Consider the following 21,553-nt stretch of genomic DNA (forward strand, 5'->3'; position numbering starts at 1 on the left):
GATTTTTGGTATAACTCATCAACTGTTCCTTTCCGATAGCTTTCTATATAATGAGGCCCTAGACACATTTGTAATTTCACAAATTTGATTTACAGTCATATCTCCCTCTTTATAAAGCTTTACTGCATAATTCATTCCTGCATGATTTTTATGATACTTCTTTAATCGACCTTTAAACTTTCCTTCTTTCTTAGCCAGTTCAATCCCTTCACGCTGCCGCATACGGATAAGATTACGTTCTAATTGGTTTACACCCGCCATAACCGTAATTAAGAATTGGCTGTAGGGATTATCTTCTGATAAATCTAGCCATGTATCTTTTAAGGATTTTAAATTTGCCTTTTTACTCCGTATGTTATCGATTAATTCAAATAAATCTTGTGTACTACGAGTAATCCGAGTTAAGTCCGTAACATAAATGATGTCACCTTCTTGTATATCCTCTAACATTTTTTGAAGTTGCTCACAATCTTTTGTTGCTCCAGAAACTTTTTCTTTAAAAATAATATCCATTCCGAGTTCGTTCAGTTGCTGGAATTGCCTTGAAGGATTCTGGCTAGTTGAACTGACACGTATATAACCAATTTTTCGCAAAATATCACCTCGTTTTTGAGACAAGTCTTATGGGACGCTCTTAACTATGATTTTATCAGTCTTCTACACTTGTATCAATAGAGTACACTCTATTGATATATAATTGAACTAATTAACTGAATAATTACAGAAATGAGATGATACTGTATGAAAATAGCGAGAGGTAGCGAATTACTTACACCGGAACAACGACAAGCCTTTATACAAATTTCTGAAGATGAGTGGGTGCTAGGAACCTACTACACTTTTTCCAAACGAGATTTAGAAATTATAAATAAGCGAAGGAGGAAAAATTAGACGCTTTTGAGGTTTTAGGTACCCCTATATTATGTTAAAGAAACTCTTCTTCAACATAAAAACTCATTTGCAGATTATTGCAAATGAGTTCTTAATCCTTAACTAACCACTATTTTTTATTCTTCTTAATTTAATTATTTTTCTCAAGACATTCATAAACTGCCATCATTTCTCGCTTATTCAACTCACGAATTCGATTAAATATTAGAATGTCTGCAACATCCTCAGTTCGTAAGCTTTCATCCACAACATCACTAACTTTTCCGGTTAACCATGTTTGCACATCTATTCCATCAACGATTTCTTTAAGTCCTTCATCGTTAATACCACTTGCATTACAAGTTATACATGGAATTGTTAATTTAAACACGCCATCATGTAGATTATCTTCGGTTATAACTTTCTTTCCGTTACAGAATGGACACGGGCTGCTTTTTTTAATTTTATTAATTTGGGTAACTAATTTTTTGTAACCAAATGCTTCGTATACATATGTTAGTTTTTTATATTTACCATTTGTGAAATACTTATCTATAATGGTTTCTCTTGTTTCATAAACATTAGGAAAATCACAAATAGTTACTTGATTGTTGAAGCAAATGGATTCTATATTTCCTTTTATTTTGTCCCAGAATGGTAAAACATTTTGTAACACCATTTCATAATTTGAAAAGCTTGCTTGTTCTAATTCAAACATTTTCAGTGCGACTTGTATATTTCTAGGTAATAAAGAAACATCTTCTGTCATAATCATATCGTCACCTACGATAGATTTCAATTTGACGAGTACAGGCAAATCTCCTACAATTTTTAATACTTCGTTAAGCGGCTGATTAATAATTTCACGAATATCTGTATCTCCAAAATTAAGTGGTTTATGGTGATTTAATAAAGTCCCCTTACAAATTGGACATGTCATCATTTCTTTAGAAGTCTTAATATCTTCTTTAATAGCTGCTTTTGAAATAACAATATACCCGCCAATAATCGTATTAAATCCTACCCATGTTCTACGTGTCTTTCCTTTCTTATCATAAAAGGACTTATCAAAATAGCCGTACCAAAATGTATGTTTCTCTTCCTCAGACATATCATTATAGCTTTTCGTCAAATCATGACCAAGCTCATTTTTAATTTCTTCAAATAGAAATTCTATTTTTTCATATTGATAAAATTTTAATACTTTCATGATTTCCGGATCGAATAGACCATCCCAATATGGAACGTTTTTATCTTGAATTGTAATTTCTTTATCAAAAACTTCAATTTGAAGACGTCCAGAACAAGATCGGCAATGATTATCCTGAGAATAGAAATCGAAACTTCTCGTATCTTTATTAGTCGGATGAACAGCTACAATATGATTGATCAATCCACCAATTTCATATAAGAAACTATATTGACTATACAAATGTCTTTCGAGATCAATAGCAACAACAGGTGCCATTGTATCAGATTCATATTCACCATAAATTAATCGTGCCATTGATGATAAGCTTTTTAAAATACCACCCTTATAAACGTTTTCAGCATTTTTAAAATAGTTAATATGATTTTCTTTTAAATAGTGAACTCCTTCTTTACGCTTAAGCGTTGAAGAAATGTGTATTTGTTCAGCATTATTCACACTTCTTTTTTGACGATAATAATCCTCATGACTTACTACATCAAGATGCTCTATAGATTCAACCTGTCTTTTTCCAAAATCGACAATATAATCAGAGCTTTCTAGCATGTAACTGTTATGCTCAATCATTATGATAGAGACTGATTCATCTTGCAATATCCCTCTAACACTATCTATAAATTGATTTAAAATATTTTGCGATAAACCTTTTGAGGGCTCATCAAAAATAAACAATGTATGTGGATTTCTTGTTTTTGCAAATAACTCAGAAACTAAATGAACACATTGAAACTCACCCGTTGATAATGTTTGTGTTTTTCGTTCTAATGTTAAATATCCCAGTCCTAATTTGATTAGTAGGCTCAAGCGTTTATACGCAATATCTTCATTTGGAATTTCATCAATAATATCCTCAATTGAGCGCTCAAAAATATCATCAATTTCTTCACTATACTTTGTCAGTTTCTTTTTAACATCTAGGAAAGTTGCTACAGTTGATCGACTTGTAATCGATTGGTTTCGATCTTGCCCTACCATAACTAGTTTATCTTTTGGATATCGTTTCAAGAAATCTGTAGCTAAACACTCATTGACAAGTGTAGATTTCCCGCATCCAGACTCTCCTGTAACAGTTACAAGTCTATTTTTAGGAATCTGAAACTCAGTCATTTGGATATTTCGGCAATATAATTCATGGAATGTATAATATTCTGTTGGCATTTCGTAATTTCGTTCCGATAGTATTGGTTTTGGTCTTGGTGATTCTTTCACGATTTGTCCACCATATTTTCCGCTACCAGGTCCGAAGAACAATTGCTCATCTGTTGTATCCAGTACTGTATCAGAATGATCAATGAGCCAGATTTGATTTTTACACCCTAATTGCTTGATTTCTTCTAATATTTGTAATAATGTTTCATTATCAAGTCCAACTGAAATCTCATCAATAATAATTACAGTATTTTCACTAACTGCCATGAATTCAGCTAAGTAAAGTCGTGTTAATTCTCCACCTGACAACGTACCCATAATTCGATTTAATGTTAAATAACCAATGTTCATATTGATAATATTTTGCAATATATGTTGTTTTGCTTCACTAATATTTAATTCTTCTGCTAATGAAAGAATAGATTCAACACTTAAATCGTTAATATCCGAAATTGTATGTGATTTAGCAAATAACTCAATAGTACGTTGTTCAACTTCTTCACTATAACGTTTCCCCTTACATTTTTTACACTCAATATTTTTAGTAGTACCACGCCCTTTACAGCCAGCACACCAACCTAATTGATTATTAAATGAAAAGACTTCAGGAGAAAGATTAAATTCTTCCGCTAGTTTTTCACGAATCTCTTTAAAAACACCTGTATGAGTACCAATCGTCGAACGCGGATTGGAAGAAATTGATGATTTTCCTAAAAAAAGTACTAAAGGCATTTCCTCCATCTTAATGGCACTAAAATTAGTTTCCATAATATTAGGAAATAAATATTGATATTCAGCCTTTGGCAATAAGGAAACTAGACGCTTCTTTGATTCTTCACCAATTGTTTGACAAAGAGTTGTTTTTCCAGATCCAGATAAACCAGCAATACCAAGTGATTTATTAAATGGAATAACAGTATCAAGTTTATTTATGTTATTAGCAATTAATTGATTTACTTTCATATTAACCTCTATTCTTATTTTTCCATAAAATCATTTTTACAATATAATAATTACATAATGAATATTGCCTATTATACAATTATCCTCTCACTTCTTGAATCTTACCTTGTATTTTTCGAACCATTGTTGCCATTCGTTTTTAGAAAATTCCTTCTCTTCCTCTTCTAAAACTGAAGAAAAAAGGTCAAGACAAATATGCCAACCAGCTATATCTTTTGGTGTATGATCAGTTAATTCATGAATGTATTCTTTAAGTAGTAAAAGAGAACCATTTTCCTCTTTATGTATTTCAAATCGGACACGATCTTTATCCCATGTGAATTCAAGTACTGAATTTAGTTGGCACTCTAAAATATCAATATTTAAAAATGAACCATCCATCATGTCGAACTTTATAATTCCACCTGTTTTAAGATTTTCAATCTGTAAATTAGACATCCATTTTTTAAGCTTGCTGTTTTCAGTTAAAACAGACCAAACTTCTTCTATTGTATAAGAAAATTGGCGTTCAAATTTCACAATATAGCCGTCAGTTTGTTTCTCTATTTCAGCCAACATATTTATTGCCTCCTACTTGTATATAGAATGTATGTTCTTATTTTATTTTACACGAATTTATGTATAAAAGAAATCTCTATGGCAATGAAATATTAATTTAATGTGTGAATGGTAATTTGAACATTGATTTATTATATATTCTCTCCATATGTTTATTACAATAGGCGTATCTCAACATTTCCACAAAAAAATTCAATATGAGAAAACGTTGATTTATTTATTTTATATAATATTTCCATTAAATATTTAAAAGCAATTTCCTTTAAGATAAATGGTGTTAATAAGAGCTAATATAGTATTCAAATCAAGTTATGTAATGTTCAAAATCACTTATTATGTATGTCTAATTCCTTGCTAAATGTAGGTTTACAAAACAAATAAAAAAAGCCGCATTTGCGACTCATGAACGAATAGAACTAACACCTATTTTAGGTGAATGACTTACCTTTTAATCGCGTCAACAATTAGCGATGGAAAACCAAGTTTATCGCCTCTATTTCTAGAATCATACCTTTTCGAGCGGAAAATAACGCCGTCATTCGCATCCCATTCTGTGTAATAAAATTGACCATTTTCATCACAATATTCAAGTAAAACTACCTCAAATCCAGCAATTTCAAACATTTTCGTTAATGTTTTATAATTATGTACGATTTTATGGCTTGCAGCTGGGTGGTCTTTCGGGCCAGGGCCGCCTATTTGAACTATATTTTGGTAGGTTTCATCTCGGAAAAATGCATCAGGTACTCCGCACCGAATATGACCTGATGGCTTTAAAAATTTATAACAAATTTCAGCTGCTTTTACACCTTCTTCAAAAGTAAGATGTTCCCATACATGCTCTGCTAAAATAGCTGAAATGGAATTGTATTCAAATCTTTCTTCCCAAGTGGTATTGTCTAGTAAATTAAGTTCATCTTCTTGCGTTTGAACCCAACCTGGATTATTATTAAATACTCCAGCTCCGACTACTACTTTAATTTCGTCTTGCTTAATTGCCATCACTTTCACCTCATAAATCTTTTAATGTATTAATATATTCTATGTTTACTATATTTTTTCCTTCTTCAACTAAAGTGCCAGTTAGTTCAATAAGATAGATAACAAAACTTCTGTTGTTTTTACTTATCCTCCCACATACAGCAAAAACGTTTATAGTACAAAATAAAAAGCGAAAAGAATAATTCCTTCCGCTTTTTATAGCAATAAATACATTTCATATTGTGCTAAAGAATTCTTTTCAAATCCAGATTTCTTTAAAAACCCTTCCAGTAAATTGTTGTTTGGAAACCCAATTGATAAACTTGATAATTTTAATTCTTCACTTGCTACCTGTAATAATTTCGTCCCAACACCAATATTTCTATAGTCTTTGTCTATGAAAATAAAACTAATTTTTCCTTGTTCATTTACACATACAGAACCTTTTATATCACTATCAACATATGCACCGTAAAATGTATGATTTGTTTTTTCGATATAATCAATATCATTTTGCCAATTTATATGGAAGTTTAGCCATTTCTGAATTTCAACTTTAAATGTTGGAAATTCTAATTGTTTTACTTCAATATTTTTATTACCTTTATTCATTATTTTAGTTAAATCATTTAAATTATAATAAGAAAGATCATATACTTTTTCATAACCTAATTTGTTATAAAAATGAATCGCCCGATCGTTTCCTACAATAACTTCAAGAAAAAGCTGCTTACATTTATTTTGTGTCGCTTCTTCTTTATGTAACTCAAATAAATTTTGACTTACACCAATGCCTCGAAACTCTGGATGAACAGCTAATGTTCCGCAGCGCATTGTTTTTATACTTTCATACACCTTAATACCACCAAGTATTACACCAACAGATTTGTCACCGTCTAACGCAATAAAAGAGTGTTCCAGTGAATTCCCTTCTGGTCCAAAAAACCTTTTTATAAAGTCTTCTTTTGAAACATCCATTTTAATAATATAATCTGAAAATCCGTCCTTAAAAGCTTCATATACCAAATCTATACTTACTTCACTACATCTTTTGTATTGAATCATATAAGTATAATCCCCCGCTTTGACTCGTTATAAACTGCATTCAAATACATGAAATGAATTACCTTCACCATATCCATCTTTTATTTCATGAACAACAATTTGACTAAACCCATTAGTAATAAGTATATTTTCAAATTCTTTTAAATCATATAGTCTTATAGGAAAATCCATAATCTCAGTTTCTTTTATTTTCTCATCATGAATGATTTCGTATTTCAGTATAATATTTAGAAGTTTTTGCACCTTATCATATGAAACTTTTCTATACTCAACAATTAATTCATTGTTAATTTCTTTTCTATTTGTCTCTATCCAATCTAAAATTTGTTCTGTCTCACTTCCACCTTGTACAACTGTAAGAAGTAATTTTCCATTTTCCTTTAAGTTATTTTTCATATTTTGAAGACTAATGTCTACTAAATTATTTGGTAAAAGTGAAAATGAACCTATAGGGATCATAATAAGATCATATTTTTTATCACTATAGTATTCTTCTATTTTCCCTTGTGACACAACCGGTTTTAAATTTAATTTTTCTGCTTTATCTTTACAAACTTTAAGCATATCTTTCGAAATATCGAATCCCTCTATATTCACACCATTTTGCATAAAAGGAATTAACATTCTACCATTTCCGCACATTGGTTCTAACACATGTATATTTTTATCTTTTGCAAAAGAAAGATAAAAATCCAATTCTTTTCCGGCTGCAATTGATTTATCACTTTCATATATCTTTGTACAAAGTTCTCCATAATACGTATGCAATTATAATTCACCTCTTAATTTGAAATGAGTGGACATTTTCCTACATATGTCTCACTATTTATTTGTTTTATAACAAACGGTGCAATATCCCCATTTTGAATTTTGATTCCTGGCATATCTACTAAACTCTCTTTAATATCACCAGTACCATTTCCTTCTATAACAAAGGGTAATCTAACAATTGTCCAATCTACTTCACTACTTTGTATAATTTGCAATTCTTTATATTTATCCTGCATCATCTTTGGAAGAAATAATCGAAACAAATTAGCCCCTATTTTATTTGCAATTCCCTTCTGATCTCCTTTTACATTTAAGGAGCCTCCAGAAATAAGAATATAGCGCTTCATTTCATATTCCTTCATTACTTTTAAAATATGCTTCGTAACTGTACTAAAAATATAAGGTTCATTTTTCGGCTGACCCACCGCATTAATCACAGCTTTACACCCTTGAAGTAATTCCTGTATGACTGAAAAATTGCGGGCATCCCCACTGATAGTCTCTATATTTTCATTAGTTATCGTCATATTTTTAGAATTTCTCGTTAATATTCGTACTTGATAGCCCTTTTCTAACGCTTGATTTACGAGGTATTTTCCGACTTTTCCATTCGCACCAAGAATCGCTATTTTATTTGTAGCTTTCATCACTATACTCCTCTTACTATACATTGTTAACTACAGTAATCTCATAAACACGTAAAAAAGTAATTAAATGCTCACATGCTCGTTCACATGCTAACATTTTAAAAACCTTTTGTTCTTCTTTCGTTTTGTCATTCGCTTGATCTGAGGCAGCTTTTAAACATAGAAATGGTTTGTTATTTACACGACATACATAAGAAAATGCTGCCACTTCTTGATCAACGGCTAAAGCACCGTATACAGTATGAAGTAAATACCTCATTTCTGAACTTCGAATACGTTGATCTCCAGATAGAAATGTACCAAAATGGACCGGGTCATACGAACGCAATTTCTTCATTCGTTTTACGAGTGATTTAGTTGTTTCAATAGGTGCTGTTCTACCATCATATAGATTAAAACTATCTTCTCCTGAACCAGCCGCTGTAACATCATGCTGTAAAGTATTAAGAGCTACAACGATGTGCCCATTTTTCACCTTATCTGATAAACTCCCGCAAATCCCTGTCATAAATAACTGGTCTGGCTGGAATTCACTTATTAATAGTTGTACACAACTAGCACAACTTACTTTACCGACACCAGTTACAACTGAAATAACTTCTAATTCATTAATAGAATGAAAATGAAATTCCCAAGCTGCTATTTTTTCTACACGCTCACTTGGATAATGTTGATGCAAATACGTAAGCTCTGGTTCCCATGCAGATACAATTGCCATCCTTTTCATTACACACTTCACTTCCTCCTATTTTCATGTAAATAACTCATCTATACTCTCTCGTTCATATTCTGGTATCCACTCTTTATACTTCTCATATAAATCCCGTATCTTTTCTTTATTCTTCGAAATTACTTCACATCCTCTATCTTCATAAATAAACATGATAATATCCTTTGTTACATTTATAAAAAATACATCTGGATATGAAATTTCTTTTTTTCGCCCTAGACGTGGACGTAGGTCAGGGAAATCTTCATGATTAACAGCTTCAATAAGCGGTTCATATTTAATATCTTCTGCAAAACATTGTAAAGAAAATTGATATGTACAATATAAGTCAGCTTCTTCATCTTCAAATAGAAAAGGGAATGTTTCTTGTCTTATATGAAACTTTAAATCCCTCTTTTTAATAAACCTATTGTATACATTTATTTTCTGCGCATTTTTTATATTTTCCTGTTTAAATCGATAAACATTTGTGACTAAAAAGACGGTATCTTCTTTAGAAAATATATCTTTAAATAGACTTTTATTATACCTATATAGTTGTGTGAAATATTCCATATTATACGTGTTACCATCTTCTTTGAATTGATATTTATCTTTCCCAAAATCAAAATGAAGATGATTTTCCCACTGAAAGTATATGGACGGTACTAATGTAACTCCTGGGAATCTTTGATTCATATATTCTTTTAATTGCATTTTTATACCCTTTCTACTCTACAATTTCTTTTAAATACCAATATGCTTCTTCTAACCACGGGTGTATGACTTTTAATGTATCTTTTCTTTCCCACAAATATGAAATATATACAAAAGCAGCATGTTCTAAAGAGTTTCCTAAAGCTTTTTTTACATTTATTAAATATGGAGGTGTCCCTATTTGATCCCATTCTAATTTATCAGCAACAAATAGTACTAAATCCATCTTTGTAGCATGTTTACGCAAAGTAGTGTGGCAACAGATAGCATTTAAAACTTCTTTATCTTCTACTTTAAATACCTCTTTTGCAATTACTCTCGATAATTTTTGATGAATAATCATTGGAAATTCTCTTTCTTCTTGTAATATTTCTATTCCAAATTTTTCAGCAACTGCAATCCGCTCCTCGTTCGGAAAGATTGCACTAATATCATGTAAACATCCTGCAATCGCTGCTTTTTCTTCATCTTCATAAAATATTCCCGCAATTTTTCTTGCCTCATTTGCCACACGAATTGAATGTTTATATGTAAATTCTTTATTGTATTTTAATAGAAAAGCTTTAATATCATTTTCTATTTTTCCAGTTGGAGTAAATGAATATATATCATTATATAACATAGCAAGTCCCCCTTATAACTAACTTTCAATATAATGTGAAATTTAAATCTCCTTCTTATTTTGTATTCGTTATAATTGTATTAATTCCTTTTTAATACGTTATGTGAAATTTAATGTAGAAACATTACTACAAAATACATAAATGTTTGATATTATAGTAATATTGATGATTCGCAAGGAAAGGAACTATATGATGAATAAAAACATATTAATTATTGATGATGATAAAGATATTGTAGAATTACTCGCTGTTTATTTGCGAAATGAAGGTTATAACATTTATAAAGCTTATGATGGTGATGAAGCATTACAAATGATATGTACATATGAAGTTGATCTTATGCTTTTGGATATTATGATGCCAAAACGAAATGGATTAGAAGTTTGTCAAGAAGTGCGTGAAAATAATACTGTACCTATCCTTATGCTTAGTGCAAAAGCTGAAGATATGGATAAAATATTAGGACTTATGACCGGTGCAGATGATTATATGATTAAACCGTTTAATCCACTAGAATTAGTTGCTAGAGTGAAAGCATTGTTACGTAGATCATCTTTCCAAAACGCTGCCACACCAAAGAATGAAGATGGTATTATTCGCATTCGTACAGTTGAAATTCATAAACATAATCATACGGTTAAAGTAAATGGTGAATATATTAAGCTCACCTCTATCGAATTTGATATTTTATATTTACTAGCGAGTAATACTGGAAGAGTATTTAGCTCTGAAGAGATATTCGAACGAGTTTGGAATGAAGACGGTTATGGTTCTAATAAAACGGTTATGGTCCATATTAGTAATTTACGTGATAAACTTGAAACCGTAATGAATGGTGAAAAACTAATTCATACGGTTTGGGGAGTAGGATATAAAATTGAGAAATGAAGCATTTGATATATTAAAAGATATACCAAAGTGGAAGCTTATTTTTTGGCTTTTATTAGCTATCACTCTTACACCAATTACCGAATTAATTATATTTCGCCTCGTAACGAGTGTAATTGAGAGTTCACTCACTCTAAGCGAACTAGGAAAAGAATTCATTAGAATTTTTGGCCATGAAAAATATATTGGATTAAAAGAGTCTTTATGGATGATGATTGTATCTTATTTGTTTTTATTTTCTATTTTCTCATCCTATTTATACATTTTTTATCGTCATGAAAGAAAGGTTTACTATGAAACTTGTATAAAAAAAATGATTGAAGAGATTCGGTATATTGCAAGTGGAAACTTTAATCATAAAGTTTCCATCGTACACCATAATTATTTAGAAGAACTGGCAACTGGGGTCAATCAAATTATTGAGCAATTAAAAGTTTCGATTGATGAAGAAAGACAGGCAGAACAAGCAAAAAGCGAACTTATTACAAATGTATCACATGACTTACGAACCCCTCTTACATCTATAGTTGGATACGTAAATTTAATCCATCATGATAATTATAGAGATGAAGTAGAATTACGATACTATATTCAAGTCATTTACGATAAAGTAACTCGTCTTAATGCATTAATGAATGACTTGTTTGAATATACACGCGTTCAAAATAAAGAGTTAAGTTTATATTCTGTTCCTATTGATATTGTAGAATTGCTTGGACAATTAACTGTCCAATTTCGGATACAGCTTCAAGAAGCTAATATTGAATGTCGCCCTTCTTTCCCATCTCAAAAGCTAATGGTACTAGCTGATGGGGATAAATTAGTACGTGTGTTTGAAAATCTAATCATAAACGCTATTACTTATGGAAATGATGGAGATCATATTGATATTACCGCTTACGAAAGCAATAACATGATTACAATTGATATAACAAATTACGGACAACCTATCCCTAGTACTGATTTACCTCATATTTTTGAACGTTTTTATCGTGTTGAAAAATCACGTTCAACAAACACTGGTGGATCTGGGCTCGGATTAGCAATTGCAAAAAGTATTGTTGAATTGCATAAAGGAACAATTGAAGTATATAGCGATGATAAAAAAACAACTTTCACTGTAAAATTACTCCCTTATAAAGCTTAATACCACATATTTATAGGTTCAATTTTTTATCATATAAGAAATTGAACCTTTTATATTCCATCAATATCCAAAATTAAAGAATTCCTTAAAATTCTTTAGAAATTCTTTACCTTTTCTTTCTTCCTAATTAAGCATTCCTTTTTACAATACTATTATTGATGTAATAGTAGGAGGATCGCTAATGCAATTCTTAAAAAAAATAACAGTTTTATTATTATCTTTTCTTATTACTGCACTTATCGTTTTATATTTTTATCTTTATGTAAATGGTCCAATTATTCAAGCTAAATCAGCTATTTTAATAGATACTAATTCTGGTGAGATTGTTTATAAAAAAAATGAAGAAGCTCCTATACAATCAGCTACTTTATCTAAATTAATGACGGAGTATATCGCACTGGAACAACTGAATGAAGGAAAAATACAGTTAGATGAATTAGTAAAAATAAGTAACGAAGTTTTCCGAGCAGAAACGAGTCCTATACAAGTAACTTCGAAAGATAAAACGACGGTTCGTGATTTACTTCATGCATTGTTTTTGACAGGGAATAATCGTTCCGCACTTGCCCTTGCAGAACACATTGCTGGAAACGAAGATAACTTTACACTTTTAATGAATGACAAAGCAAAACAACTAAAGTTATCACAACCATCCCCGTTTCTAAATGCTACTGGAATTAATAACGATACGAATAAACAATCAACTACAACATCGATAGACGTCGCTAAACTAGCAACACAATTAGTAAAAGACTTTCCAGATGTATTGAATGTTACGAAACTAACCTCTTACCAATTTACCTTCAAAGATTCAAAAGTTTTCAATACAAATAAAATGATATATTCCCTTAATAAAAACATTAAACTCCAAGGTGTTGACGGCTTACAAACTAGTTTTTCAACTAATGGTAATTATAGTTTTGTCAGTACAGCCACACGAGGAGATACTAGACTTATTTCAGTAATATTAGACGCCGGTGATGAAAACAGTACTTTTATTGAAACAAAAAAGTTACTTCAGTACGGTTTTGATCCTTCCTCGTACTCTGCACTCCAAGCTTTTAAAGATGCTGTTACATCTTGGACAATATTGTTTCAGTTTAAAAATTTAATCATACAAACGATTATGATCTTTTTCATCATTACAATCTTAATGTTTATATATATACGTCAAAAAAAAGCCGAGGATTTTAATTAAGAAATCTTCTTATATATAAAAACCGACTTGCGTTTACACTGCAAGTCGGTTTCTAAATCTACAATCCTCTTCCAATTAAATTCGCTGAAACGGGCTGAAGATTTAATTCTCTTGCCCATATAGATATCTGACCAATATGATGAATTTCATGTACAATTACATGCCTTAAAACTTCACCGTATTTATATGTTTTATCTGTCCATGAAGCTTTCAATATTTTTGATTCGAAGTCGCCAGACCATAACTGCAAAAAGCTTTCTAATTCTCGTCTATATAAATCAGATAACGCTTTCACTTTTTTGATTGATAATCTTTAAACTGTGGTTCGTTATCCTCTTTTTCTTGAAGCGCACTAATCCAGCTATACTCAACGTCTACAATATGGAAAAGTGTTTCTAAAATACTCCCAACACGTTTGCGAAGCAATTCTTCCTCTGTAAGTTGTTCACAACATTTAAACCAATCATCTCTTACTTGCCTCTACATAAGCTTTCTTGCATGTGTTATATAATGATTCAAATCTTTAGCAGTTCAATAATTGATTTATCTTTAAAATCCCTTATAATCCGTTTAGCCATCGCAATATCTAAAGGAGTGTCAACATAAATAGATACATCAATTAAATCCCGCATGCTACTATTTAAGTAAGCAAACGGATAATCTACAAGAATATAGTCTATATCATAATTATTTTTATAGGTATTCCGTATTAGTTGGATTTAATTGATTACGGCTATTTTTAAAGATGACATATCAACGATATTTTATGTCTATTCCGTATAGGTGTTAGCAAGTTCGTTTGCAAACTTGTTAGCACTTTTTTATAAAAATTGTATAATGCTTTACAAAGTAGGAATCCGTTTTGATCAATCTTTTTTCAAAATGGATTCCTTTCGTCTCTTATCAATATTCAAATGTTACAGTAGTACCATTAAAACCATCAAAACAATTAGAGCAATTAGAGCAACCACCACAACCAAAACAACTAAAGCAACCGAAGCAACCAAAACAACGAAATCCGCCACAACCGCCACAACGACCGCAACCGCCACAGCGACGAGCATCATCTTTAATATAGTAATATGGATATTGGTTTTGCTGGTCCCAATACACAATATTTCCATACTGATAATCATTAAGGCTTAACGCTTGTAGTTCTTGTTGAAACTTATTCATCTTCATGACCTCCGTTTATAAACTACAACCCCATCGATACTTTCCTATATTTCTGTTAGTTAAATCTAAGTAGAAATAGCACTATAAACTAAGTTCAATACGTACACCAACAAAATATGACCCATCACTAGATGATGCACCTTGTTCATATGCCTATTTTTAGGTTATTTTTACTATGGGCTCATTTTTATAAATGGAAATTATAAAATATGAATTTAAACAATATCATTTAGATTTATGTCATCATTTTCTAGTTCTATAGTCGTATATTCCATAATTTTGTTTGGTCATCTTCGTATTTCCAATATGCACTCCCATCTTTATTTTTCTTCGCTTCAATATCTGCTATATCAGAGCTAATTTTATAAGTATTTATAATTAGTGATTTCTGCTAAAAAAAGTCTATTTTTATGAATGGCATATCAGCGATATTTTATATCTATTCCGTATAGGTGTTAGTACTTTTTATATTGCTTCTATTACATACACCTTCATAAATACATCGTACTTTGCTGCTAAGTCCTCCAGTTTCTTTTCTCTGTATTTTGTAATCGTAAAAAAAGGAACGATTGGCATCTTAAAAAATATTTATACTCTTTATTGTTTCCATTCATATTCTAACATACTCATTTCCCATAAATTCCAATACGTTTCTCCTACTTTTTTTGATTCTCTTAATAAACCTTCTTTTACAAATCCTATTTTTTCATAACATGAAATGGCGGACGAATTAAAATCAAAAACACCCAGAGTAACTCTATGTAGTTTTAATTCTTCAAATGCAATATGAAGTACTCCTTTCATCATATGTTTCCCTATAGAACGTCCTCTCATTTTCGTATCGCCAACTAACACTTTTCCAACCCTTGCAGACTTATTTATATTGTCTATTTGCCCAAGTGAAATATGACCAATAACTTCTTCAGTCTCTTCATCTGTTACTGTGAAAGAGAGTGTATTTGCACTTTCTGTATATTTCTCTAATTGCTGTTCATTTAAAGGATATGTGAATGCATTTCCCGACCATTGTATTAAAAATTCTTCGGAATTAATCCAATTTATTAATTGTTTGAAATCAGATTTTTTAAAGGGCACTAATTTAATCACTCTCATTCTCCTTTCGTACATCACTCTTTATAGCCTCAAACCTATTTCTATATAAAGAATATATTCTCCTTTTATACGAAATTAAAATAAAGCCATTCATAAGAATGGCTTTACAAAAAACAGCATAATTATGCTTTGTTTGCTACGTCAACACCATTAAAATCAAACTCAGCGGTAACCGTTGTAACAGGAGGGAAAATTGCTTCAATTTTGCAAATGGAGATAATTACTCCAACAGATCCAGGAATAGCTGCAAGCTTAACAACATCACAACTTACAGACAAAACAGTACCTACATAAGTACGTCCCTCTGTATTAATTTGAACTGTTTGATTAATTAATTTCTTAAGCTCATCTCTAATTCCTTGTACACAAGAATTATCACATTTCTCATGCTTTTCTTTTTTACACTCTTCGAATATTTCCAAACAATCATCCTGTTTACATGTACACTTCTTTTTACAATTATTAAATCGAGAACCCAAAACCTCACCCCCTAATCCTTTCTATTAGTAAAGTATGTCCAATAGCTTAAAAGTGTACGAGACGAAAGCATAAAAACAAAAAAACAAACACTTGTACTAAACCTTCTTTTTATATACTAAAAACGAAATTGCGTCATTTATAAAAACACCACTAATCTATTTTGTTAATAAAAAATAAAAAAGCGGACACCAAACTACAGAGCAATATAACAACGCCCTTTTTAGTTTGATGTGCACTGGTTCTTCCAGTAGGACTAAATGTATAATTATTATTACAGCATTTTCTCATATTTTAGTATATTTCTTATTAGAAAAGAATTATTATATATAGATTACTATAAGCATCCATAAAGCCAAGGCGCCAATGATAGCGAGCGCTATACGTGTAGATAGAACCCTTAATTCAAAGTCTGTTTTCTTGGAGGATTCAGGATATGCAATTATGTAGATCCCCTTTAGAACAATTCCAACACCTTTATATTGGCCAAATTCTGCTCTTTTTTAATACAAACATGGCATATTCTATGCCCATCCTTAATCACCTCATTTCTCTACAAAATGAAATTTTTATATCATTCTTCATCATCATCTATCCGAATCAACCGAAGTCGCTTTGTACTATTACCGCACACTTTTTCATAGCTTGGAGCTAACATGCACCAACGCCAATATAATGATTTATTCGCCTTTTCACTAACCTCTAAAATTGTCCCCTCTGTAATAAAATGATCACCTTGATACAATGTATACTCGCTTGTCCCATGGAATCATCATTATTCCCCTCCCTATTAAAATAGCGTTTTTGTTTCAAATAATGCTCTCATTAATTTGGACGCATTTACCAGTATATTTACCAAAAAATTCATGATATCGTTAACTAGTCGATTACGTCATTACTTGACGATTACCCTTAGGAGCCCCGCAGACAATCGGGGTTCCTTTTATTTAAATAAGGATTTTGTTTAAACTTTACAAAACTCACCTAGATTAAACTATCTTCTAAAATTCCCATTGAACATTTATAATACTTTTAAACAGTTTAAATTCTACAATCAGTAATGGAGGCATTTTAATGGGAAACATCCCAAAAATATCATCACAACAATCAAATCCTAAGATACCCTCACAGCAAGTGAACGTTAACACCAAACAAGGTAATAATAAAAAAACAAGACGCCGTATTATAACTACTTTGGCTATTATATTACCTATAATTTTTGTCCTTCAATATTCTCTGAATAACCAACAAGAAATGATTAAAGAAAAACAAATCACGCTGAATACGGAGCAACAAAAATTATCTTCTGTAAAGAAGGATGGTCATTCCCTTAAGAATGATGTAAAAGTTTTAACAGGTAGTGAAGAAGAAATTTTAAAATTCGCAAGGAAACTGTATGGATTTTCCAAACCGAATGAAACTATATTTCAAATAACTGAATAAAATTACACTGTATTATCCAAAAGGCGATATGAAGATAATCGCCTTTTTATATTTAATTTCTAAAGTAATCATACTAATCTCTCTTTCTATCAAATAACTATTTTGTTTAATTTATTAAAATACAGCCACTTGTCCATTTCACTTTGCTCTATCATTACATTTACTATTAGTAATACGATTTTTAGAGGTGATATATAATGGACGAGTTTTTATCTTTTGCTGCACTTAATCCGAGTTCTATTGGACCTACACTTCCACCTGTTCAACCCTTTCAATTCCCTACTGGTCCCACCGGTTCTACAGGAGCTACTGGTGCTACCGGTTCAACTGGACCAACTGGACCAACTGGACCAACCGGACCAACTGGACCAACCGGACCAACCGGACCAACCGGACCAACCGGACCAACCGGACCAACCGGACCAACTGGACCAACCGGACCAACTGGACCAACTGGACCAACTGGACCAACTGGACCAACTGGACCAACTGGACCAACTGGATTTAATCTTCCTGCTGGGCCTGCATCTATTACCTTGACTTCTAACGAAACCACAGCATGTGTATCCACTCAAGGAAATAATACTTTATTTTTTTCGGGTCAAGTATTAGTAAACGGTAGTCCTACTCCAGGAGTAGTAGTCAGTTTTTCATTTAGTAACCCTTCTCTTGCTTTCATGGTTCCTCTTGCTGTCATTACCAATGCTTCAGGTAACTTTACCGCTGTATTTCTAGCCGCTAATGGGCCTGGAACAGTAACCGTTACTGCTTCACTTCTTGATTCTCCTGGAACAATGGCAAACGTCACTATTACCATTGTGAATTGTCCGTAACGGTTTTATTTTTAAGGACTAAGCAATTTCTGATAAGATGAGCACAGATTTACAGTGCTCATCTTATCATTGGGATGTTCCTTTCAAATGAAATTTCGTAGCATCCAACGAATGGGATCTAGTTACCACTAATAGAAATGTTCAAGTAACCCCCATTCATTATCTGTTGTCATTTTTGAAAGGACTTGTTCCATACAACAGGTCCTATTTAATCTACACCCTACTAAAATAACGCTTTTATTAAGGACTAATGATCTTTATATTTCTTAAGCTTGTCATCACAAGTACTTTTTATTATTAGTTAAATTCTCAATATAGTTTGTGTATATAATTCCATTCAAAGATACATAATACCCACGTAACTATTTAAAAAAACATCGTTTTTATATCTAAGTTCAAAAAAGGAGCTACATAACATGGATAAGAAAAATCTATTAAGTCAACAACTTGATTATGTGTCATCGGATGCGCTGAATACTCCTAGTAAAGCCCAAGAGCAAATGCAAGAAGCATCTCAGGAGGCACATGATTCAAATAAAAAGGACAGTACTCAAGCTTTACATGGCGAAGATTTACCAATTTCTGATGTATATAGAACAACGAACAAACAGTAAATTTAAAAGGGAAAAATCTTAAGAACGAGTGAACTTAATTCTTTTCCCTTTTCCTATTTAAATAATATTTTTATATGAAACACGTACACATTTTTGACACATCCACTATCACAATCTCCTGAAAATTCGTGATAATATTAATTTGTCAGATACGCCAAATTTCGACATTGAACGACAATATTATCTCCCTTATCGAATCCCTGTCCCCCAGGGATTTCTCCTTTTATTCATTACTTTTTCTTCACTAAATTTTCATTCTTAACAAAATTCAATCACTCCATTGAATAGACAGTCTCAGTATCCTATTTTGATAAAAACTAAAAACAAACAGACATACTTACCACTAATAGTAGATTTTTTAACTTCAAATTTACTTTTTCTCTCGTATCTTTTTGTGAACATTAAAAATGAGCTCTATTTACATAGAGCTCATTCGTAATGTTATAGTTTGCTAGACTGTAGTTCTTGAATAAAGGGTACTACTTCAGGATTTACTAGTGACGATAAATCGCCTAACTCTTTTCCTAAGTAAGCTGCTTTAATAACACGTCGCATTACTTTAGAATTACGTGTTTTTGGTAAATCTTCTACAACATGAATATCTTTTGGACATAATGCTTTTCCGATATGAGAATTTACTAAACTCATTAATTCTTTCTTTAATTCTGCTGTAAATATTACACCGTCTCGTAATACTACAAAGCAATGACAAACCTCACCTTTAACATCGTCAGGTACACCAATTGCAGCTGCTTCTATTACATTATTATGTTTCACAAGAATAGATTCATATTCAGCAGGTCCAATACGTTTTCCAGCAATGTTTAACGTATCATCTGAACGGCCTGTAATGATATATTGTTCACCGTCATAAATGACCCAGTCACCATGAACCCATTTATTTTCAAAGCGTGACCAATATGTGTTTACATAACGTTCATCATCTTCCCAGAAACTTTTCGTCATACCTACCCAAGGTTTTTCTAAACATAATTCTCCGACTTCATCTCGAATTGGTTTACCTCGATCATCAAGTACAACCGCTGCCATTCCTGGTAAAGATGCGTTAAAACTAATCGGTGCGATTGGCTTAATTAGGACATTCCCGAAAATCCCACCTGAAATTTCAGTTCCACCTGAATAGTTACAAATTGGTACTTTACCTTTACCAACTGTATTAAATAACCACATCCATGGGTCTGGATTCCAAGGTTCTCCTGTTGATGCGAATACTTCTAAACTCTTTAAAGAATGTTTATTTACATACTCATCACCTTTTGCCATTAATGCACGGATTAACGTTGGCGAAATACCGAGATGAGTAATTTCATATTTATCAACTGTCTCCCATAAGCGATCTGCTTCTGGGAAGTCTGGAACACCTTCGTACATAACCATCGTTGCGCCATTAATTAAAGAGCCGAATAGTAAAAATGGTCCCATCATCCAGCCCATATCAGTTACCCATAATACGCGGTCGCCTTGTTTTATATTCATTCCAAATCCTGCATCAAATGCAGATTTTAGCGGGAAACCAGCATGTGTGTGTACTGTCCCCTTCGGCTTACCAGTCGTTCCTGATGTATATATAAGCATTAATGGATCATCACTGTTCATTTCTTCAGCATGTATAAATGGTTTTTCTTTTTCTAACGTACTCCATGAAAAATCATAATTATGCGGTGTAAAATCATTTCCTGCATGACGAACAATTACCACCTTTTCAACAGTTGGACAATGTTCACAAGCTTTATCTACTTCATCTTTTAATGAAACAATTTTCCCACGGCGTGAAAAGCCATCTGCGGTAATAATCATTTTTGAACCCGCTGCTTGTACACGTGTCATTACTGCATCCGCAGCAAAACCTGAGAATATTGGTGAAATAATCGCTCCAATTTTCATTACTGCTAACATAGCAACAACTGTTTCAGGAATCATTGGCATGTAAATTGTTACACGATCACCTTTTTCAATACCAGCATGTTTCAAACCGTTGGCAACACGGCTTACCCAGCTATCAAGCTCTTCATATGTAAATGATTTCGAAGTTCCGTTTTCCCCTTCATACATAAGTGCTGCTTGTGTTTTCGTTTTATCGTCTGCAAGCCAGCGAGATAAAGCAGATTCTACAACGTTACAGGTTCCCTCAGTATACCACTGTGCAAACGGTGTACCATTTTCTAAATCTAACACTTCTGTATATGGTTTCATCCACTGATAGCCAACTGCTCTCTCAGCTTCTCCCCAAAACCAAGCTGTTTCTTCAATTGACTTATTATAAAAAGCTTCGTAATCTTCATAGCCTAATGATTTCATCCAACCAAATAAACGCGTTTTTTCTTTATATTCTTCTGTTGGAAACCAAACTGCTTGTTTCAATGTTTTCCCCTCCTTGACT

22 protein-coding genes and 5 pseudogenes are annotated in these 21,553 nt (G+C 32.0%); 7 read left to right on the forward strand and 20 right to left on the reverse strand.

What is annotated here, in order from left to right; genetic code table 11:
- Positions 1 to 18: 18 nt before the first annotated feature.
- A complete protein-coding gene (locus ABH955_RS05605) occupies positions 19 to 594 on the reverse strand; it encodes a recombinase family protein (protein WP_404453835.1) in 576 nt (191 codons plus the stop codon).
- Positions 595 to 741: 147 nt separating this feature from the next.
- Between ABH955_RS05605 and ABH955_RS05610 the strand changes: the two are divergent.
- A pseudogene (locus tag ABH955_RS05610) lies at positions 742 to 885 on the forward strand (DUF4158 domain-containing protein); the annotation flags it as partial.
- Between the two features lie 136 nt (positions 886 to 1,021).
- On the opposite strand, the gene ABH955_RS05615 reads toward ABH955_RS05610, so the two are convergent.
- The 9 genes from ABH955_RS05615 to yqeK form a co-directional block, all read right to left on the reverse strand.
- Positions 1,022 to 4,192, reverse strand: a complete 3,171-nt coding sequence (locus tag ABH955_RS05615) for an ATP-binding cassette domain-containing protein (RefSeq protein ID WP_404490945.1) — start codon at positions 4,190 to 4,192, stop codon at positions 1,022 to 1,024.
- Between the two features lie 87 nt (positions 4,193 to 4,279).
- Positions 4,280 to 4,750, reverse strand: a complete 471-nt coding sequence (locus tag ABH955_RS05620; RefSeq protein ID WP_404490946.1) for an SRPBCC family protein — start codon at positions 4,748 to 4,750, stop codon at positions 4,280 to 4,282.
- Between the two features lie 441 nt (positions 4,751 to 5,191).
- Complete coding sequence (locus tag ABH955_RS05625) at positions 5,192 to 5,755, reverse strand: class I SAM-dependent methyltransferase (protein ID WP_033728073.1); 564 nt, start codon at positions 5,753 to 5,755, stop codon at positions 5,192 to 5,194.
- Between the two features lie 192 nt (positions 5,756 to 5,947).
- On the reverse strand, positions 5,948 to 6,796 hold the full coding sequence (locus ABH955_RS05630; protein WP_404453844.1) for a GNAT family N-acetyltransferase: 849 nt from the start codon (positions 6,794 to 6,796) through the stop codon (positions 5,948 to 5,950).
- A gap of 27 nt (positions 6,797 to 6,823) precedes the next feature.
- Positions 6,824 to 7,564, reverse strand: a complete 741-nt coding sequence (locus ABH955_RS05635; RefSeq protein WP_404449827.1) for a class I SAM-dependent methyltransferase — start codon at positions 7,562 to 7,564, stop codon at positions 6,824 to 6,826.
- 14 nt (positions 7,565 to 7,578) lie between these two features.
- A complete protein-coding gene (locus ABH955_RS05640) occupies positions 7,579 to 8,214 on the reverse strand; it encodes an SDR family oxidoreductase (RefSeq protein ID WP_002085427.1) in 636 nt (211 codons plus the stop codon).
- A gap of 16 nt (positions 8,215 to 8,230) precedes the next feature.
- The gene (gene mtnN, locus ABH955_RS05645) at positions 8,231 to 8,941 is read right to left on the reverse strand and encodes a 5'-methylthioadenosine/S-adenosylhomocysteine nucleosidase (RefSeq protein ID WP_404490947.1); all 711 of its coding nucleotides are present in this window, start codon (positions 8,939 to 8,941) and stop codon (positions 8,231 to 8,233) included.
- Between the two features lie 24 nt (positions 8,942 to 8,965).
- Positions 8,966 to 9,640 (reverse strand): DUF3885 domain-containing protein, encoded by a 675-nt coding sequence (locus ABH955_RS05650; protein ID WP_404453849.1) that lies wholly within the window; start codon positions 9,638 to 9,640, stop codon positions 8,966 to 8,968.
- 13 nt (positions 9,641 to 9,653) lie between these two features.
- Positions 9,654 to 10,262 (reverse strand): bis(5'-nucleosyl)-tetraphosphatase (symmetrical) YqeK, encoded by a 609-nt coding sequence (gene yqeK / locus ABH955_RS05655; protein ID WP_193653887.1) that lies wholly within the window; start codon positions 10,260 to 10,262, stop codon positions 9,654 to 9,656.
- A 193-nt stretch (positions 10,263 to 10,455) separates the two neighbouring features.
- On the opposite strand from yqeK, the gene ABH955_RS05660 reads away from it, so the two are divergent.
- From ABH955_RS05660 to ABH955_RS05670, 3 genes are all read left to right on the forward strand, one after another.
- On the forward strand, positions 10,456 to 11,151 hold the full coding sequence (locus ABH955_RS05660) for a response regulator transcription factor (RefSeq protein WP_033713793.1): 696 nt from the start codon (positions 10,456 to 10,458) through the stop codon (positions 11,149 to 11,151).
- Positions 11,141 to 12,298, forward strand: coding sequence for a sensor histidine kinase (locus ABH955_RS05665; protein WP_201031041.1), 1,158 nt, complete (start codon positions 11,141 to 11,143; stop codon positions 12,296 to 12,298). The genes ABH955_RS05660 and ABH955_RS05665 overlap by 11 nt, the downstream gene beginning before the upstream one ends.
- 181 nt (positions 12,299 to 12,479) lie before the next feature.
- Positions 12,480 to 13,496 (forward strand): D-alanyl-D-alanine carboxypeptidase family protein, encoded by a 1,017-nt coding sequence (locus tag ABH955_RS05670; protein ID WP_404453852.1) that lies wholly within the window; start codon positions 12,480 to 12,482, stop codon positions 13,494 to 13,496.
- Positions 13,497 to 13,554: 58 nt separating this feature from the next.
- On the opposite strand, the pseudogene ABH955_RS05675 reads toward ABH955_RS05670, so the two are convergent.
- From ABH955_RS05675 to ABH955_RS05700, 7 genes and pseudogenes are all read right to left on the reverse strand, one after another.
- Positions 13,555 to 13,973 (reverse strand): annotated as a pseudogene (locus tag ABH955_RS05675) (DinB family protein); the annotation flags it as partial.
- Between the two features lie 12 nt (positions 13,974 to 13,985).
- Positions 13,986 to 14,185, reverse strand: a pseudogene (locus ABH955_RS05680) (nucleoside/nucleotide kinase family protein); the annotation flags it as partial.
- Positions 14,186 to 14,399: 214 nt separating this feature from the next.
- The gene (locus tag ABH955_RS05685) at positions 14,400 to 14,672 is read right to left on the reverse strand and encodes a heterocycloanthracin/sonorensin family bacteriocin (RefSeq protein WP_404490948.1); all 273 of its coding nucleotides are present in this window, start codon (positions 14,670 to 14,672) and stop codon (positions 14,400 to 14,402) included.
- A 465-nt stretch (positions 14,673 to 15,137) separates the two neighbouring features.
- Positions 15,138 to 15,251, reverse strand: a pseudogene (locus ABH955_RS29160) (replication-relaxation family protein); the annotation flags it as partial.
- An 18-nt stretch (positions 15,252 to 15,269) separates the two neighbouring features.
- Positions 15,270 to 15,803 (reverse strand): GNAT family N-acetyltransferase, encoded by a 534-nt coding sequence (locus tag ABH955_RS05690; RefSeq protein ID WP_404453857.1) that lies wholly within the window; start codon positions 15,801 to 15,803, stop codon positions 15,270 to 15,272.
- Positions 15,804 to 15,907: 104 nt separating this feature from the next.
- On the reverse strand, positions 15,908 to 16,264 hold the full coding sequence (locus ABH955_RS05695; protein WP_088009004.1) for a hypothetical protein: 357 nt from the start codon (positions 16,262 to 16,264) through the stop codon (positions 15,908 to 15,910).
- A 572-nt stretch (positions 16,265 to 16,836) separates the two neighbouring features.
- Positions 16,837 to 17,007 (reverse strand): hypothetical protein, encoded by a 171-nt coding sequence (locus tag ABH955_RS05700; protein WP_016101959.1) that lies wholly within the window; start codon positions 17,005 to 17,007, stop codon positions 16,837 to 16,839.
- Between the two features lie 329 nt (positions 17,008 to 17,336).
- Here ABH955_RS05700 and ABH955_RS05705 point away from each other — a divergent pair, with 329 nt between their 5' ends.
- The gene (locus tag ABH955_RS05705; protein ID WP_404453859.1) at positions 17,337 to 17,705 is read left to right on the forward strand and encodes an FtsB family cell division protein; all 369 of its coding nucleotides are present in this window, start codon (positions 17,337 to 17,339) and stop codon (positions 17,703 to 17,705) included.
- A gap of 197 nt (positions 17,706 to 17,902) precedes the next feature.
- A pseudogene (locus ABH955_RS05710) lies at positions 17,903 to 17,959 on the forward strand (exosporium leader peptide-containing protein); the annotation flags it as partial.
- Between the two features lie 17 nt (positions 17,960 to 17,976).
- Here the strand turns inward: ABH955_RS05710 and ABH955_RS05715 are convergent.
- Both ABH955_RS05715 and ABH955_RS05720 read right to left on the reverse strand, forming a co-directional pair.
- Positions 17,977 to 18,261, reverse strand: a complete 285-nt coding sequence (locus ABH955_RS05715) for a hypothetical protein (protein ID WP_404453862.1) — start codon at positions 18,259 to 18,261, stop codon at positions 17,977 to 17,979.
- 45 nt (positions 18,262 to 18,306) lie between these two features.
- Positions 18,307 to 18,522: a hypothetical protein gene (locus tag ABH955_RS05720; RefSeq protein WP_000237377.1), complete on the reverse strand. Its 216-nt coding sequence runs from the start codon at positions 18,520 to 18,522 to the stop codon at positions 18,307 to 18,309.
- 432 nt (positions 18,523 to 18,954) lie between these two features.
- Between ABH955_RS05720 and ABH955_RS05725 the strand changes: the two genes are divergently transcribed.
- Positions 18,955 to 19,152: a hypothetical protein gene (locus ABH955_RS05725; RefSeq protein ID WP_061690213.1), complete on the forward strand. Its 198-nt coding sequence runs from the start codon at positions 18,955 to 18,957 to the stop codon at positions 19,150 to 19,152.
- A gap of 441 nt (positions 19,153 to 19,593) precedes the next feature.
- Here ABH955_RS05725 and ABH955_RS05730 read toward each other — a convergent pair whose 3' ends face one another.
- Positions 19,594 to 21,534 carry an AMP-binding protein gene (locus ABH955_RS05730; RefSeq protein ID WP_404453865.1) on the reverse strand — a complete coding sequence of 647 codons (1,941 nt, stop codon included), beginning with the start codon at positions 21,532 to 21,534 and terminating at the stop codon, positions 19,594 to 19,596.
- Positions 21,535 to 21,553: the final 19 nt, after the last annotated feature.

This window comes from Bacillus sp. RC240 (genome assembly GCF_044907945.1).
GTDB classification, from domain to species: Bacteria; Bacillota; Bacilli; order Bacillales; family Bacillaceae_G; genus Bacillus_A; species Bacillus_A mycoides.